The 15,409-nt window shown below is 51.0% G+C and carries 13 protein-coding genes; 9 read left to right on the forward strand and 4 right to left on the reverse strand.

The features are described 5' to 3' along the window. Positions 1–7 precede the first annotated feature (7 nt). From BZG75_RS11150 to BZG75_RS11175, 6 genes are all read left to right on the forward strand, one after another. On the forward strand, positions 8–598 hold the full coding sequence (locus tag BZG75_RS11150) for a hypothetical protein (protein ID WP_158009984.1): 591 nt from the start codon (positions 8–10) through the stop codon (positions 596–598). Then, positions 585–1,442 carry a phosphotransferase gene (locus BZG75_RS11155; protein WP_077577002.1) on the forward strand — a complete coding sequence of 286 codons (858 nt, stop codon included), beginning with the start codon at positions 585–587 and terminating at the stop codon, positions 1,440–1,442. The genes BZG75_RS11150 and BZG75_RS11155 overlap by 14 nt, the downstream gene beginning before the upstream one ends. Before the next feature lie 67 nt (positions 1,443–1,509). Continuing rightward, positions 1,510–2,364: a DUF6279 family lipoprotein gene (locus tag BZG75_RS11160; RefSeq protein WP_077577004.1), complete on the forward strand. Its 855-nt coding sequence runs from the start codon at positions 1,510–1,512 to the stop codon at positions 2,362–2,364. 106 nt (positions 2,365–2,470) lie between these two features. Further along, positions 2,471–3,013, forward strand: a complete 543-nt coding sequence (gene ycfP / locus BZG75_RS11165) for an alpha/beta hydrolase YcfP (RefSeq protein ID WP_077577006.1) — start codon at positions 2,471–2,473, stop codon at positions 3,011–3,013. 289 nt (positions 3,014–3,302) lie between these two features. Then, the gene (locus BZG75_RS11170) at positions 3,303–4,592 is read left to right on the forward strand and encodes an NAD(P)/FAD-dependent oxidoreductase (protein ID WP_077460634.1); all 1,290 of its coding nucleotides are present in this window, start codon (positions 3,303–3,305) and stop codon (positions 4,590–4,592) included. Positions 4,593–4,848: 256 nt separating this feature from the next. Continuing rightward, complete coding sequence (locus BZG75_RS11175) at positions 4,849–6,153, forward strand: DEAD/DEAH box helicase (protein WP_021022820.1); 1,305 nt, start codon at positions 4,849–4,851, stop codon at positions 6,151–6,153. 128 nt (positions 6,154–6,281) lie between these two features. On the opposite strand, the gene BZG75_RS11180 is transcribed toward BZG75_RS11175, so the two are convergent. The 3 genes from BZG75_RS11180 to BZG75_RS11190 all read right to left on the reverse strand — a co-directional run bounded on the left by BZG75_RS11180 (position 6,282) and on the right by BZG75_RS11190 (position 11,281). Beyond that, the gene (locus BZG75_RS11180) at positions 6,282–7,154 is read right to left on the reverse strand and encodes a peptidoglycan binding protein CsiV (RefSeq protein ID WP_077460632.1); all 873 of its coding nucleotides are present in this window, start codon (positions 7,152–7,154) and stop codon (positions 6,282–6,284) included. Positions 7,155–7,218: 64 nt separating this feature from the next. Next, a complete protein-coding gene (mfd, locus tag BZG75_RS11185) occupies positions 7,219–10,683 on the reverse strand; it encodes a transcription-repair coupling factor (RefSeq protein WP_077577008.1) in 3,465 nt (1,154 codons plus the stop codon). Positions 10,684–10,687: 4 nt separating this feature from the next. Further along, entirely contained in the window at positions 10,688–11,281 is a 594-nt protein-coding gene (locus BZG75_RS11190) for a hypothetical protein (protein WP_021022817.1), read from the reverse strand. Positions 11,282–11,475: 194 nt separating this feature from the next. On the opposite strand from BZG75_RS11190, the gene BZG75_RS11195 reads away from it, so the two are divergent. From BZG75_RS11195 to lolE, 3 genes are read left to right on the forward strand one after another with little or no spacing between them, the layout of a single operon-like run. Then, positions 11,476–12,663, forward strand: coding sequence for a lipoprotein-releasing ABC transporter permease subunit (locus tag BZG75_RS11195; protein WP_077577010.1), 1,188 nt, complete (start codon positions 11,476–11,478; stop codon positions 12,661–12,663). After that, positions 12,656–13,345 (forward strand): lipoprotein-releasing ABC transporter ATP-binding protein LolD, encoded by a 690-nt coding sequence (lolD, locus tag BZG75_RS11200; RefSeq protein WP_021022815.1) that lies wholly within the window; start codon positions 12,656–12,658, stop codon positions 13,343–13,345. Before BZG75_RS11195 ends, lolD begins: the two co-directional genes overlap by 8 nt. Next, complete coding sequence (gene lolE / locus BZG75_RS11205) at positions 13,339–14,580, forward strand: lipoprotein-releasing ABC transporter permease subunit LolE (RefSeq protein ID WP_077577012.1); 1,242 nt, start codon at positions 13,339–13,341, stop codon at positions 14,578–14,580. Before lolD ends, lolE begins: the two co-directional genes overlap by 7 nt. Positions 14,581–14,830: 250 nt before the next feature. Here the strand turns inward: lolE and BZG75_RS11210 are convergent, their stop codons facing one another. Next, on the reverse strand, positions 14,831–15,391 hold the full coding sequence (locus BZG75_RS11210; RefSeq protein WP_021022813.1) for a DUF2062 domain-containing protein: 561 nt from the start codon (positions 15,389–15,391) through the stop codon (positions 14,831–14,833). Positions 15,392–15,409: the final 18 nt, after the last annotated feature.

Consider the following 15,409-nt stretch of genomic DNA (forward strand, 5'->3'; position numbering starts at 1 on the left):
TGAAACCATGAAAACCGCGAACCTTGAGTGGTCACGCCGATGGACGAAAAAATGGGGCAAGTTGCGCTTGCCTCAACTAATGGTGGGCGCGCTCGTGCTGTTACTCGCAGGGTGTGCGCCTCGCTACCAGCCGGTTAACCCGCCGTCAGAAACCAACCGCGCAGCACGTTTATCAGATTCGCAGGTGCATAACGGCATTGATCGCGCCATGCGTGCTGCGGTGGAAGCCTTATTGGCGAGTGAGCCTTTAAAGGTATCGCCGGTGACCTTGGTCCAACCGATCCAAAATAGCAGTGGCGATTATTTTCCTACCCCAAGGTATTCAACGCAGTTGCAAGCGGGCTTAATCGAATCCGGTCGGATAACGCCTGTTCCTGAAGCGAGAGTACAGGCGGTCCGCGCCTCGTTAGGGTTGGCAGCGAATCAGGTGCTGGTGGATCCCGCGACCATTATGCAATATGGCCGCATGCTGGGTGCGCAGTATCAACTGAGCGGTAAAATCACTGGTCAGGCCCCTTATCAGCTGAGTTTGCAGTTAATGGACTTACAGTCAGGAGTGATCGCTTGGCAGGATGTAGAACGCTTTGTCAGCCGTTGAATGGTCTCCTGCTCTGGCGCAGACCTTATCTACCGCACTGACGCGCTATTATGGTGTCCCTACCGAGGTTACCGGTGTCGAGCCGTTGGCAGCGGGCCTGACAAATCGCTGTTTACGACTCACCGACTCACAGGGGGGGCGCAGTGTTTGGCGTCCCTATGGTCGAGCGGCGAATGCTTTTGCCATTGACCGTGCGCGTGAAGCTCAGGCGCAATCTTTGGCCGCTGAGCATGGGCTGGCGCGTCAGCCGATTGTCCACAACGGCGAAGGATTATTGGTGCCTTGGGTGGATGGCGAACCGCTTTGTAATCTAAAAACCGATCAGGCATCGATCCTTATTCCACTTTTATCCCGTATTCACCAACTGCCGACGGATCTGGAAACCGCGTCCGTCGAGGCACAATGCGCTCATTATGAAAAGCAACTGCCTGATGGTGTGGTAGCGCGTTTACACCGGCTCAAACATAAGGTGCTCGCACACAGCCCGCTCCCAACGTATGAGCCATCGGCGGTGTGCCACATGGACTTGGGCGCTTACAATGTGGTGATCGAGCCGGATGGTAACCCGTGTGTGCTTGATTGGGAGTATGCCCGCGCCGGTGATCCTTATCTTGACATCGCGCTCTTTTGTCGTGCTAATGGCTGGTTACCACACACTGTGGTGGCGCGTTATTGCGCTCTGCGGCAACTAAAATCGGTGAATGTTATCCTCGCACGCGTCATCGCTTGGTTGCCGTTTAGCGACTATTTAGCACTATGTTGGTATGAGGTGGGGGCGAATCTGTATGGGTTACCTGCGTACAATCAAGCAGCGGAGCTGCTGTATCAACAGCTTTCAGAGTAGACCGCCCGCTACATTCGGATAAATCCCTCGTAGCTGACGCCTAGGCGAATAAGGATAAGGAGACAATATGGTCAAGGATTGCAAACGGCGGTGTCGAACAGGCTGGCTTGTGGGCTGTCTGTTGGTGCTTGCGGGATGTACCACGGAGCTTGCGTACAATACGTTGCCGTTTTGGATTCACTATTACCTGGACGATATTGTCGACCTGACCGCCACCCAATCGCGCCAAGTAAAAGCGGACCTCGATGCAGTTCAGCAATGGCATCGCGTGGAAGAGTTGCCTCGGTTAGCGGATCGGCTCACCTTGATCGCCGCGCAAAGTACGGAACGGCAAACATGGGACCAGTTGCGCGATCATCAAGCTGGGTTTAAAACTCGGATACAAGCCACGCTCAATGCACTGATCCCGGCGACGACGCGTTTATTGCAAAGCCTGGATGATCGTCAGGCTGAGCGATTGACCCAATTTTTAAAAGACGAAATTGCTGAGGCACAAGCGCGCCGTGACCAGCAATCACCGCAAGAACGGCTAGCCGAGCAACAAGAAGAGCTTGAAGAGCGCACTGAGGGTTGGGTCGGACACACCACAGACAGCCAAGCGCCATTCTACGCTGAGATGGCGGACTACCAGCAACGCGCGATGCCGACCTTCATTACGGTACGTGAGCAGTTGCAAGCGCGGCTATTTAACCTGATTGAGACACGCCAACGCGATGACTTGGACAGTCAACTGCGTCAATGGGTGGATGACCTCGTCGCCTGGCGCGGTGGTAGTGATACGCAGACAGACATGGCGATCTATCGCTCTCGGCGCCTTGACTGGTTACTCAGGTTCGATAAAAGCTTGGATGATGATCAACGCACGCATTTGAGAGAAGAACTTGAGCAATGGGCGTCGCGTTTGCAAGGCATGGCTGGATAAAAATACCCTGATCCTCGCTAGGGTGATCTTGCTCATTTTTGCGTGTAAGCAGCTATGCTATTGATAAAGGCCATTACATTCTTAGCGCAATCAGCAAGGACCGCTTATGATCATCTATCTGCATGGCTTTGATGCCACCAGTCCAGGCAACCACGAAAAAGTGCTTCAACTTCAATTTGTTGACGACGATGTTCGCACCATTAATTACAGCACCCTGCACCCCAAACATGATATGCAGCACTTACTTAAACAGGTGCAAACGCAGATCGAAGCCAGCCAGGATCCTAACCCATTGATATGTGGTGTTGGGCTAGGCGGGTATTGGTCAGAGCGAATTGGATTTTTGTGCGGGATAAAGCAGGTTCTGATCAACCCTAACTTGCACCCTCAGGAAAATATGCCGGGCAAAATCGACCGTCCTGAAGAGTACGAAGATATTGCAACTAAATGTGTCACTGATTTTCGTCAGCGCAACCAGCAGCGGGCGTTGGTTATCCTATCACGTGAAGACGACGTGCTAGACAGTCAACGTAGCTATCATCTGCTTTCACCTTTCTATCCTGTGCGTTGGGATGAGGCGCAAACCCATAAATTTAAAAACCTTTCTACGCATCTACAAGCGATTGCGCACTTTAAGAAGTCTACCTGATGATCACTTTCCCGTATCGAGCGTATAGCTAGGCTATTGTTATACGCGCTTAGTGTTATTTTCCTACATTTTATCCGTAAATAAAGCACAGACAAGGGTCGAAGTGATCGCCATTTTACGGCAAAATGAGCGGGCGTGCTGACCAACTACACAGCAATAAACCACACGCACTGATACAGATTATGTCGTTAGTCACTAACAAATAGAAAGTGGCGTACTTAAGACCGATTTTAGCTAGTGGCATACGTGCGGCTAGCGAGTGTTTTTTAATTAAGGTAAGGATGTAGAAGTGACCAAAATTATCGTTGTCGGCGGTGGTGCAGGCGGGCTTGAGCTCGCGACCAAGCTAGGCCGCACGTTAGGCCGCAAACGCCGTGCTGAAATCACCCTCGTCGATAAAAACAGTAGTCATTTATGGAAACCCCTGCTGCACGAGGTGGCCACGGGATCGATGGATGAAGGCGTCGATGCATTAAGCTATCGCGCGCATGCTAAAAATCATGGGTTTGATTTCCAAATGGGCACATTGTGGGATATTGATCGCGAACGTAAGGTGATCACCCTCGCGCCCATGTATGACGAGAATAACGAGCTATTAATGCCCGAGCGTGAGCTCGAATATGACACCTTAGTGATGGCGATTGGCTCGACCTCTAATGACTTTAATACCCCTGGCGTGCGTGACAATTGTATTTTCCTGGATAACCCGAAACAGGCACACCGTTTCCGCCGTGAAATGAACAATGAGTTTATGCGCCTGCACGCGAAACACGGTGACGGCAGTGTTGATATTGCCATTGTCGGTGCGGGGGCGACAGGCGTTGAATTGTCGGCTGAGCTGCATAATGCGATTAAAGAGCTGCGCAACTATGGTTTCCGTGACCTCGAGAACTCTAAGTTGAATGTGACCTTGGTTGAAGCAGGCGAGCGAATCCTACCTGCGTTACCGCCACGTATTTCTAGTGCCGCGCATCAAGAGTTATTAAAACTCGGCGTAACAGTAAAAACCAACACCTTTGTGGTAAAAGCTGATGAAGATGGCCTAGAAACCAAATCGGGTGAACGTATCCATGCTGACATTATGGTTTGGGCTGCGGGGATTAAAGCGCCTGATTTCTTGAAAGATATTGCGGGTTTAGAAACCAACCGCATTAATCAGCTTGAGGTGAAAAACACCTTACAAACGACCCGTGACGACGATATTTTTGTGATTGGTGATTGTGCGGCGTGCACGCAGGAAGATGGCAGTAAAGTGCCACCGCGCGCGCAGTCTGCTCATCAAATGGCGAGCCTGTGCTTTAGCAATATTGTTGCGAAAATGAACGGGCGTGAACTTAAACCTTATGTGTTTAAAGATCATGGTTCGCTGGTTTCCTTAAGCCGCTTTTCCACGGTTGGCAGCTTAATGGGGAACCTGACCAAAGGCTCAATGATGATCGAAGGACGCATCGCGCGTGTGGTTTATATTTCTTTGTATCGCATGCATCAAATTGCGTTGCACGGCTATGTAAAAACCGGCTTGATGATGTTAGTCGGCCGCATTAACCGTGTGTTACGTCCAAGCTTGAAGCTGCACTAAAGTGAGATAACACGCCTAATCTAAACCGGGGCCTGTCTCCGGTTTTCTTTTTGAAGATGGCGCTTTTGCGATAATTGTTGCTCAATGGCGCGAAAGTCGTCACAATGGCGCCGCAATCAAGATTATTGATATCACTTCTAGAGCAACCCTCCTGAACGCCGAGTTTTTCTCATACAACGATATTGATATTCATGCCCTTAAGCGACGGGTAGGGTGTCTACACGTGGCGACATTTTTTATTTATTGAGATCAATTGATGAGTTTCTCCTCTTTAGGACTATCTGCACCACTCCTTAAAGCCGTGCAAGAGCAAGGCTATACCATCCCATCACCGATTCAGGCTAAAGCGATTCCGGCAGTGATTGAAGGCCAAGATGTGATGGCTGCGGCGCAAACCGGCACCGGTAAAACCGCTGGGTTTACGTTACCGATTTTAGAACGTTTGCAAGCCGGTAAACGTGCACGCCCGAATCACGTTCGCACTTTGATTTTAACGCCAACGCGTGAACTCGCCGCACAAGTTCATAAAAACGTTGAACAATACAGTCAGTACACGCCGCTGACCTCGCTGGTGGTGTATGGTGGGGTGAAGATAAACCCGCAAATGATGAAATTGCGTAAAGGGGCCGACGTCCTCGTGGCAACGCCGGGTCGTTTATTGGATCTGTATAACCAAAATGCCGTCAACTTTTCGCAACTTGAAGTGTTGGTGCTGGATGAAGCCGATCGCATGCTGGATATGGGCTTTATTCGTGATATCCGTAAGATTTTGGCCGCTTTGCCTGCGAAACGTCAGAATCTATTGTTCTCAGCCACCTTCTCGGATGAGATCCGTCAACTTGCCAAAGGCATGGTCAACAATCCGGTTGAGATTTCGGTCAGCCCTGCTAACCAAGCGGCGACCAGTGTCGAACAGTGCATTTATCCTGTTGATAAAAAGCAAAAAGCGCCGATGCTCTTATCGTTAATTGCCGATAACAACTGGCAACAAGTGTTGGTCTTTAGTAAAACCAAGCACGGTGCCAATCGTCTGTCGCGTTATTTAGATGAGTATGGCGTCAGTGCTGCCGCGATTCACGGTAATAAAAGCCAAGGCGCACGTACCAAAGCACTGGAGCAATTCAAAACCGGTGATGTCCGTGTGCTTGTCGCGACCGATATTGCCGCGCGTGGCATCGATATTGCGCAATTACCACAAGTGGTTAACTTTGATTTGCCCCATGTCGCTGAAGATTATGTTCACCGTATTGGACGGACCGGACGGGCCGGCGCTGTGGGTCATGCGATTTCGCTCGTCTGTGCCGACGAAGCTAAAGATCTCTTTGCGATTGAACGTCTAACCAAGCAAGTGTTACCGCGCCTTAGCCTTGAGGGTTTCCCAGTGGCGAATCCACTGCCGGAGTCCCGGTTAGATACGCGACCACTGAAGCCGAAAAAACCGAAGAAGCCAAAGCAGTATCAAGATGGCCAACGTTCGGGCGAAAAAGCACGAGGGCATAAACCGATGAGTAAAAATCGTCGCCATACGGGCAAGCCGGGCGCGAAACCGTCATCCTCATAGTCTGACTGGGGCTGTGAGCGTGAAACTAAAAAAGCCGGCTTGATGTGCCGGCTTGATGTGCCGGCTTTTTAATGCGATTTTTTTGATGAGCGGCTTTCAATAAACGGCTTTCAATGAGCGACTGTCGATTAACCGTTATTGACTTTGCGGACCTGAATAATTAATCCCATCATTGGATTATCGAGATAATGTGTTTCACCACTGCGCATACGGCGTTTGTGGGTAAACGCATAAGGCTGCAAGTAGCGTTCAACATGGTATTGTTTTTCTACTTTTTGTAGCCCTGCCACTTGCACATCGTTATTTTGATTCGCGGCAGCATCGGCGCGTTGCAGTGGCATATCAATGATGTCTTCAACTAAAGCGCGACGTTCAGTCGGCTCGCGTAACACCATATCGGCCTCGACATATAAGTAATGCTGAACATAGACACGTAGTGTGCCGTCAAGTTCATACAATCCCTGCGGTGTCGCGGGCTCGGAGACGCTTTGTTCGTCCCAGTCTTTGCGGCTTAAGCCATCGGTAGGGTCGTCAGCGGTCTTCGGCTCAGGTGTTGCTTTGATCGGCGTGCCGTCGGGATTAAAACTTGCGCGATAGTCTTTTCCTGCCATCACTCGCAGTAAAGGCAGTGCCGCTCGACCACTGTCATCTTGGCGCCATGCCACATGAACCATGGGCGTAAAGCCTGCATGGTTTTTTAATTTGTTGTAGGCATCGTTAAGTTGCCATTGGTTAGGTGACAATGGCGTTAACCCGGCGTCTTGTAACGCGCGTTGATTGGTGACTGGCACGCCGCGGCTCACACTGCTCTCGCTGTCTTGCGATGGCCAGTTTTCTTCTACGCTTGCAGGATCTTGGTTGCGCTTAAAAACAATTAATTCGACATCATAAAGCCGTTTAGCCCAGACGGGCTGGCTTAATGACAACAGTAATAACACCACAAGTCCTTTTAGGCCTGCGGCTGAGCGCCAATCTTTCGCGGGACGTTGATGATTTCTCACTGGTTACTCCATTGGTAATGAAAGGCGACGTTGTCAGCCGCCTTTCATTGGGTTTGTTGACGCACTAGGCGACTAACTGATGGCTCGCAAATTGAGTCAACAGCTCATCAATAAAGTTCATCCGCTCGCGTCGGTCGGTGAGCGTTTCGACAAACTTGATCTTAGTTGGCCCGTCAAACTTAAACTTATCTGGGCGCGATTGTAACAGTCCCACTAAAAATCCGGGATCAATTTGCGCGTTTTCATGAAACTCCACTAAGCCACCCCGTTCACTGGCCTCGATCTTCTTCACGCCTAGGCTCGCGGCACGTATTTTCAGTTGCTGAATGTGGAGGAGGTTCTTCGCCGCATCAGGCAGTAATCCAAAGCGGTCAATCAGCTCGACTTGCAGCTCGTTCATGTCGTCGTTGGACTTGGCGCTGGCAATGCGTTTATACATCGATAGGCGCATATTAATGTCTGGAATATAGTCATCCGGTAATAGGGCAGGTAGCCGCAATTCAATGTCGGTCTGTTCATTGAGCAGTGCATCTAGGCTTGGCTCTTTGCCCTCTTTTAAGGCTTCAACCGCTTGCTCTAACATATCCATGTAGAGGGTAAAGCCAATCGATTGAATTTGGCCGCTCTGCTCATCGCCCAATAACTCGCCCGCCCCACGAATTTCCAAATCTTGCGTCGCGAGAGTAAAACCAGCCCCCAAATCTTCCAGCGCGGCAATGGCGTCGAGTCGTTTGACCGCATCTTTGGTCATGCGTTTTGGATGTGGCGTGAGCAGATACGCATAGGCTTGGTGGTGTGAGCGTCCAACACGGCCACGCAACTGATGAAGCTGCGCCAAGCCAAAGTGATCGGCGCGATCAATAATAATGGTGTTGGCTGAGGGAATATCGATGCCGGTTTCGATGATGGTGGTACACACCAATACATTGTACTTTTGGTGATAGAAATCACTCATGATTTTTTCTAGCTCACGCTCGCGCATTTGCCCATGCGCCACGGTCACGCGAGCTTCAGGGATCATGTCACTGATTTCATTCGCGGTTTTTTCTATTGTCTCGATATCGTTGTGCAAAAAGTACACTTGCCCCCCGCGCATGATTTCGCGCAAGAGCGATTCTTTGATCAAGTTGTCTTCGCGCTCGCGGACAAAAGTCTTCACCGCTAAGCGTCGTGAGGGCGGGGTCGCAATAATCGACAGATCACGCATGCCACTCATGGCCATATTGAGTGTCCGGGGGATCGGTGTGGCAGTGAGCGTGAGAATATCAACATTGGCACGCATAGCTTTGATTTTCTCTTTTTGACGTACCCCAAAGCGGTGTTCTTCGTCGACAATCAGTAAGCCTAAATCCCGTACTTTGACATCGGATTGCAGTAACTTATGGGTGCCGATCAGTATGTCGACTTTGCCGGCTTCGCAATCGGCCATGATCGCTTTTTGCTCTTTGGCAGATTTAAAACGTGAGAGCACTTCAACCCGCACTGGCAGGTTAGCGAATCGATCGCGGAAGTTTTCAAAGTGTTGTTGCGCGAGCAAGGTGGTTGGCACTAATACAGCAACTTGCTTACTGTTGTTTACGGCGAGGAACGTCGCCCGCATTGCCACTTCCGTTTTGCCGAAGCCAACATCGCCGCAGACCAGGCGATCCATGGCGATTGGGCGGCACATGTTGGATAACACCGCATTAATCGCTTGGGACTGATCTGCGGTTTCTTCAAACGGGAAGGTGGCTCGAAATGTTTGATAGGCCTCTTTGTCGTGAGTAAAGGTAAAGCCTGGCTTAGTTTCGCGTTTGGCATAGACATCCAAAAGCTCTGCGGCGACATCACGGACTTTTTCGGCCGCACGGCGACGGGCTTTTTCCCACGCTTCGCCGCCTAATTTATGGATAGGTGCGGTGTCTTCCGCTCCACCAGAGTAACGGCTAATTAAATGCAATGCGCCAACAGGCACATACAGTTTGGCTCCTTGCTGGTATTCGAGCGTCATGTATTCGGTTTTTAAGCCGCCGGCCTCTAAGGTCTGCAAACCTTGATAGCGGCCAATACCGTGCTCAAGGTGAACCACTGCTTGTCCCGGTTTGAGCTCTGCCAAGCTGCGGATTACCGCATCATTACTGACGGTTTGTTTGCGTTTTTCGCGTCGGCGTTGTTGCACGGCGCGCTCGCCGAACATGTCACTTTCGCAGATCAGGGCAAATTGGCGCGGGTTATCAATAAAGCCTTGATCCACCGGACCGATGATTAAACCAAAACGACCGGGTTGTGATAGGGCTTCGGATAAGCCATCTGCGACCATAGGGCGGATTTTCGCTTGGCTAAGTAAATCCAACAATGCTTCGCGTCGACCTTCCGATTCGACCGAGAAAATCACCTTACCGCTGTACGCTTCGCTAAATTGACGCAATGCGGCCAACGGCTCTTTCGCTTGGTGGTTAACGGTCAGTGACGGCAGTGGCGAGATGTCCAGATTCTCGCGTCCGGCTTTTTTTGTGACGCTGTCACTTTCAAGCTTAAGCCGAGGGTACTGTTTGAGTGTCGCAAACAGGGTGTCTTTGCTCAGCCATAGTGCATCGGGAGGAAGCAGTGGACGCAGCGGATCAACACGGCGTTGATCATAGCGGTTGGCGACATCTGCTTCAAAGTGGCTGATCGCCGCATCGATATCGCCGACCGATAAGATAAGTGTGTTGTCAGGCAAATAATCGAACAAGGTTTCGGTTTGCTCGAAAAATAGCGGCAGCCAATATTCAATCCCCGCTGGCCAGGTTTTTTTGCTGACTTGCTGATAAATCGACTCAGGCTCTCGGCGCGCTTCAAAGTGTTCACGAAAACGGCCGCGAAAGTATTCAACGGCGGCATCATCGGTAGGAAACTCATGAGCCGGCAGTAATTGGATCTGCGTCAGTTCGCCGGTTGAGCGCTGGTTTTCCGGATCAAATTGACGAATGGTATCGACTTCATCATCAAAAAAGTCAATGCGATAGGGTTCGTCGCTGCCCATTGGGAATAAATCAAGAATGGAGCCGCGGCTGGCAAATTCACCATGTTCCATCACCTGATCAACATGGCGGTAGCCGGCATCGGTGAGTTGATCACGTAGCTTTTCGAGCGAAAGAATATCGCCTTTTTTCACCATCAACGCATGTTGGTGCAAAAACTGTCTTGGTGTGACGCGTTGCAGTGCCGTACTGGCCGGTGCGATTAATACGCCCGTTTTCTGGTGCGGCAGTTGATACAAGCAAGATAGGCGTGCCGAGATAATGTCTTGGTGGGGCGAAAAACTGTCGTACGGCAGCGTTTCCCAGTCCGGAAAAATATCGCACTCACCTTGGGTGAACTGGCGAATGGCCGGCTGTAATCGCATCGCGGTTTGGTTATCCGGGACCAATAGAAAAACCGGGCCCGCATGCTGTTGGGTTAAGGTTGCAATCGCTAGCGGAAGCGCGGCCCCTGCTAGGTTACCAAGGTGTTTAACGTCGCCGGGGCCCGTGGGCAGAGTGAAAGCGTAGAGCGGTTGTTGGGTCATGAGTTTAACTGCTTGATTGTTTTCGGTCGCGTGCGCGTTTTTTTAAGAGTTTTTGCTGATGATACAACGCGGCACGAATGAGAGTGTCTTGGTCTTCTTCCAATAACCGGGTGTACTGGATTTGGATCAAATAGTGAGGCTGATTGCCATCGTCTTCTTGGTGATGCTCGCAATCGGTCACCACGCCGTAGCAATAAATGGCTGTGGGTGGATGATCAAGGAACAGCTTGACGCGTGCATGTACTCCAAGTGCTAACGGCGATGGACTCAGGTACGAAAAACGACTCGCCCCAAAGGTATGGGTGATAAAGCGGTGAGAAGGCTGATCTTCATGGCTGAGCATGTAGCCCATCATCAGTGTGAGCTTTTCGTTTTGAGTCTGCAAAATGCGGAACAATGCTGACGCGTCATTAGGGTCAATCGACTGTAAATCCTTTTCCACGTCAGCATCAAGCTGGCCGCATTGGCTCGCCAAGCGAAATGGCGCGGGGATCTCCGCGATGAAGCCATCCGCGTCCGGTTGCGGTTGATTGTCGGCGAGAGGCTCCACATTTATCCGCATGGCCGCTCGCACAGAGAAGTATTCGTCTTGGCTCATCACTGTGCCTTTACATTGCTATTGTATTCATGATTATCACGCACCCTTACCGAGAGGTAAAGGTTAGCGATACTTTCTCGCCCTAAAGGCATGGATTTGTATTATCCAGAGGGGTTAAATGCGGCGGTTAACTTGGCGAGCCTGGCTTGGACAGGTATGCTTGCAGCGAATCAAAACAATAAGCTAGGTGTGCTATGTATCAACCTTTGTCGGTGTTTATTGGTCTGCGCTATTTGCGTGGCCGTTCAGCCGACCGCTTTGGGCGTTTTGTCTCGTCGATGTCTACCGCGGGGATCGCGATCGGTGTATTGGCGTTGATTACGGTGTCATCGGTGATGAATGGATTTGAAGCCCAACTCAAAGGCCGCATTTTAGGGGTGTTGCCCCATGCGATTATCGCCAATGGCCAGTTAGGATCGACACCATCGACCATAGAGCAGTGGCCGCATGTGGTCGATACCGCGCCGATAAAAACCACCGATGCGGTGATTCAAAGCCGTAATGGCCTCAGTGCCGGTTTACTTGAAGGGATTGATCCGAAGGCGACAGAGCCGCTGGCGTCCCACCTTTTGCAAGGTGATATGTCGGCACTGCGTCCGGGACGCTATCAAGTGATGATAGGGCGCGCGATGGCATCTGAGTTGCAATTACGGGTCGGAGATTCGGTCCGAGTCATGGTCACCAGTGCTAGTCGTTTTACGCCCATCGGTCGGATCCCAGCGCAACGTTTATTTACCGTGGGTGGGATTTTTCATACTGGCACGGATGTCGATAACCAGTTGATGCTGGCCAACATTGAAGATGTCGCAAAACTGAGTGGTATTTCCCCAAACCAAGCGAACGACTTACGGTTATTTTTAGATGATCCATTTGCGATTACCCAGCTTAAACCCAAGGCCGATCCTGCCACCTGGACCGATTGGCGACGTTGGCGTGGTGAGCTCTTTCAAGCGGTGAAAATGGAAAAAAACATGATGAGTTTGATGCTGAGTCTGATCATTGTGGTGGCGGCATTTAACATCATTTCCGCGCTGATCATGGTGGTGATGGAAAAACAATCCGAGGTCGCGATTTTAAAAACACTGGGCATGAAAGATAGAGACATTGTGGCTGTCTTTATCGCTCAAGGCAGTTTAAGTGGTCTGGTTGGTGCTGCCATTGGGGGCGTGCTTGGTGTATTGATTGCATCATACATCAACGAAATCATGGCGATATTCGGAGTGAGTCTATTGGGTAACGGCTTAGCGTTGCCTGTGGTTGTTAATCCGTTTCAAGTTGCCATGATACTCGGCTTAGCCGTTGTGCTAAGCGTGTTGGCAACCTTATTCCCTGCATTTAAAGCAGCATCTGTTCACCCTGCTGAGGCACTGCGTTATGAGTAAATCTTTGTTGTCCTGCCACCGTGTCAGTAAAACCTATCAAGAAGGTGGGCAATCAACCTGTGTGTTAAACCAGGTGTCAATGACAATAGCCCCGGGCGAGCTGGTGGCGATTGTGGGGTCATCCGGCTCGGGGAAAAGTACGCTATTGCACACGCTTGGCACGCTTGATGCGCCGAGCGAGGGCGATGTTTGGATTGAGGATGCATTGGTGAGTGCGATGTCGGCGTCACAACAGGCGACACTGCGCAATCAAACCTTAGGATTTGTTTATCAGTTTCATCATTTGTTGGCCGACTTCACCGCGCTCGAAAACGTGATGATGCCTTTGCTGATCAACAAAGTCAGTCATAAAGCGGCAGCCAAACAAGCCACTGCGATTTTGAACGCGGTTGGGGTTGGGCATCGACTCAAGCATCGGCCCTCGGAGTTATCGGGGGGTGAGCGCCAACGCGTGGCGATTGCACGCGCCTTAGTCAATGAGCCGAAGTTGGTATTGGCCGACGAACCGACAGGCAATTTGGATCACGCCACGGCGTTAGAGATCTACGATTTAATGCGACAACTGAATGCGAAACATGGCACGGCGTTTTTAGTGGTCACTCATGATAGTGAGCTGGCAGCAAAACTGGATCGCCAAGTGATGATGCAAGATGGCCACTTGGTTGTGCAGGAGGCATCATGAAACCGTTATCCTTGGCGATAGGCCGGCGCTTTAGTCGTGCTCGGCAGCGAAATCGCTTGGTCTCCTTTATTTCTCTTTCCTCGGTCATGGGTATCGCGGTGGGCGTCATGGTGATCATTGTGGGTTTATCGGCCATGAACGGGTTTGAGCGAGAGTTGAATCAACGCGTGCTGTCGGTGGTGCCTCATGGGCAGGTGTTTGGGGTCAATGGTCCGATTGAAAACTGGCAACAGGTGCAAGCGCAAAGTGAACGGCACCCACAGGTGGAAGCGGCGGCGCCTTATGTCGAGCTTACGGCATTGATGGAACATGGCACTCGCTTACAGCCCGCACAAATTCGCGCGGTGGATCCCACCTCAGAGCGCACGGTTAGCCGGATTGGTGATTATATCGATGGTGGATGGGAAAGTTTGCCAGCGGGGCAGTCTCGCCTTGTCTTAGGGCAAGGCATTGCTTCTCAGCTCGGTGTTAGCAAGGGTGACTGGATCACGGTCATGGTGCCGGCGACAGACAGTAGCCTTAACCTACGGGCACCGAAACGGGTGCGAATGCAGGTTACTGGCCTGTTGCAGTTAGGCGGACAAATCGACCATTCGCTGGCATTAATGCGTCTCCAAGATGCCCAAGCTCTGATGGGAATGGATGAGGCGGTGACCGGCGTCTCGCTTAAGGTTTCGCCGGTACTCGACGCGCGAAAAATCGTACAAGAAGTAGGGCAAACCTTATCTACTTATGTGTACTTAAAAGATTGGACGGGCGATTTCGGATATTTATATCGCGATATCCAGTTGGTCAGAGCCATTATGTATTTGGTGATGGTGCTGGTGATTGGCGTGGCGTGTTTTAATGTGGTGTCAACCTTGATGATGTCGGTAAAAGATAGAGCCGCGGACATTGCGATTTTACGCACAATGGGCGCGAATGATCGCCTGATTCGACGCATATTTATCTGGTACGGATTGTTCTCTGGGGCGTTAGGCAGCGCAATTGGCAGTGTGTTGGGCGTGGCGATTGCCAGTCATCTCACCGCGATCTTGTCTCAGATTGAGGCTTGGGCCGGGCATCGTTTTTTGTCAGGTGATGTGTATTTTGTCAACTTTCTCCCCAGTGAGTTACATGCCACAGACGTAGTACTTGTTAGTATCACGGCGATACTTCTGAGCTTGCTGGCGGCTTGGTACCCAGCACGTCGTGCTTGCCAGCTTCAACCCGCTGCAGTGCTCAGTGCCAAATAGCGTGAATACCAGATAGCTTTAATACCAGAGAGCTCTAAAACTAGATAGCTTTCAATACAAAATAGCCTTGATACAAGATAGCCTGCATAAAAGACAGCGACAAAAAGAGCCCGTTACGACGGGCTCTTTTTGATCTGTCTCGCTCAAGGGTGTTAACGATTGTATAACGACCAACAGCTATTCCATCTCACTCGCACCTTCTCGGGCTCACTCTTGCGCAAGATGCACCGAGCGCTACGCTACGTGCGCACTAAGATGACGGTTTGGTCGGCTTTGGGAGTACTTGTTTGATTTTCTTAGGCAAGCGAAGTTTGCGCTTTTGCCAGCTTCTCACCACCGAGTAGCGCCAAATACCGCGCACACTGAAATAACCAATCACCGCGAAGACGAGCCCGCTAGTGATACACCCTAATAAAAAAGGTGGGCCAATATGGCTCATTTGCTCGGCAAGGTAATGCCATGAAAGCTCAAAGTGAAAGGGGATAGGTGCCGTATTCAGCATCCAGGTCCCGAGTTTGTAAGCGAGATAAAACATCACCGGCATGGTGATTGGATTGCTTACCCACACCAAAGCCACGGCCAGTGGCAGATTCACGCCGAACATAATGGCCAGGCCAGCGGCCATGATCATTTGGCTAGGAAGCGGGACAAATGCCATAAACAGCCCCACCGCAAAGGCCCCTGATGCCGAGCGCCGGTTAAGGCACCACAGATTGGGATCCTGCAACAGGCTACCAAATACGCGTAGCGCCTTATTGTCGCGCAACGCCTCCCGCTTTGGCATATAGCGTTGAAAAAACTTCTTGGGCATACCTGTTTACATTACCTG

The sequence above is a fragment of the Salinivibrio sp. AR640 genome (genome assembly GCF_001995405.1).
GTDB lineage: Bacteria > Pseudomonadota > Gammaproteobacteria > Enterobacterales > Vibrionaceae > Salinivibrio > Salinivibrio costicola.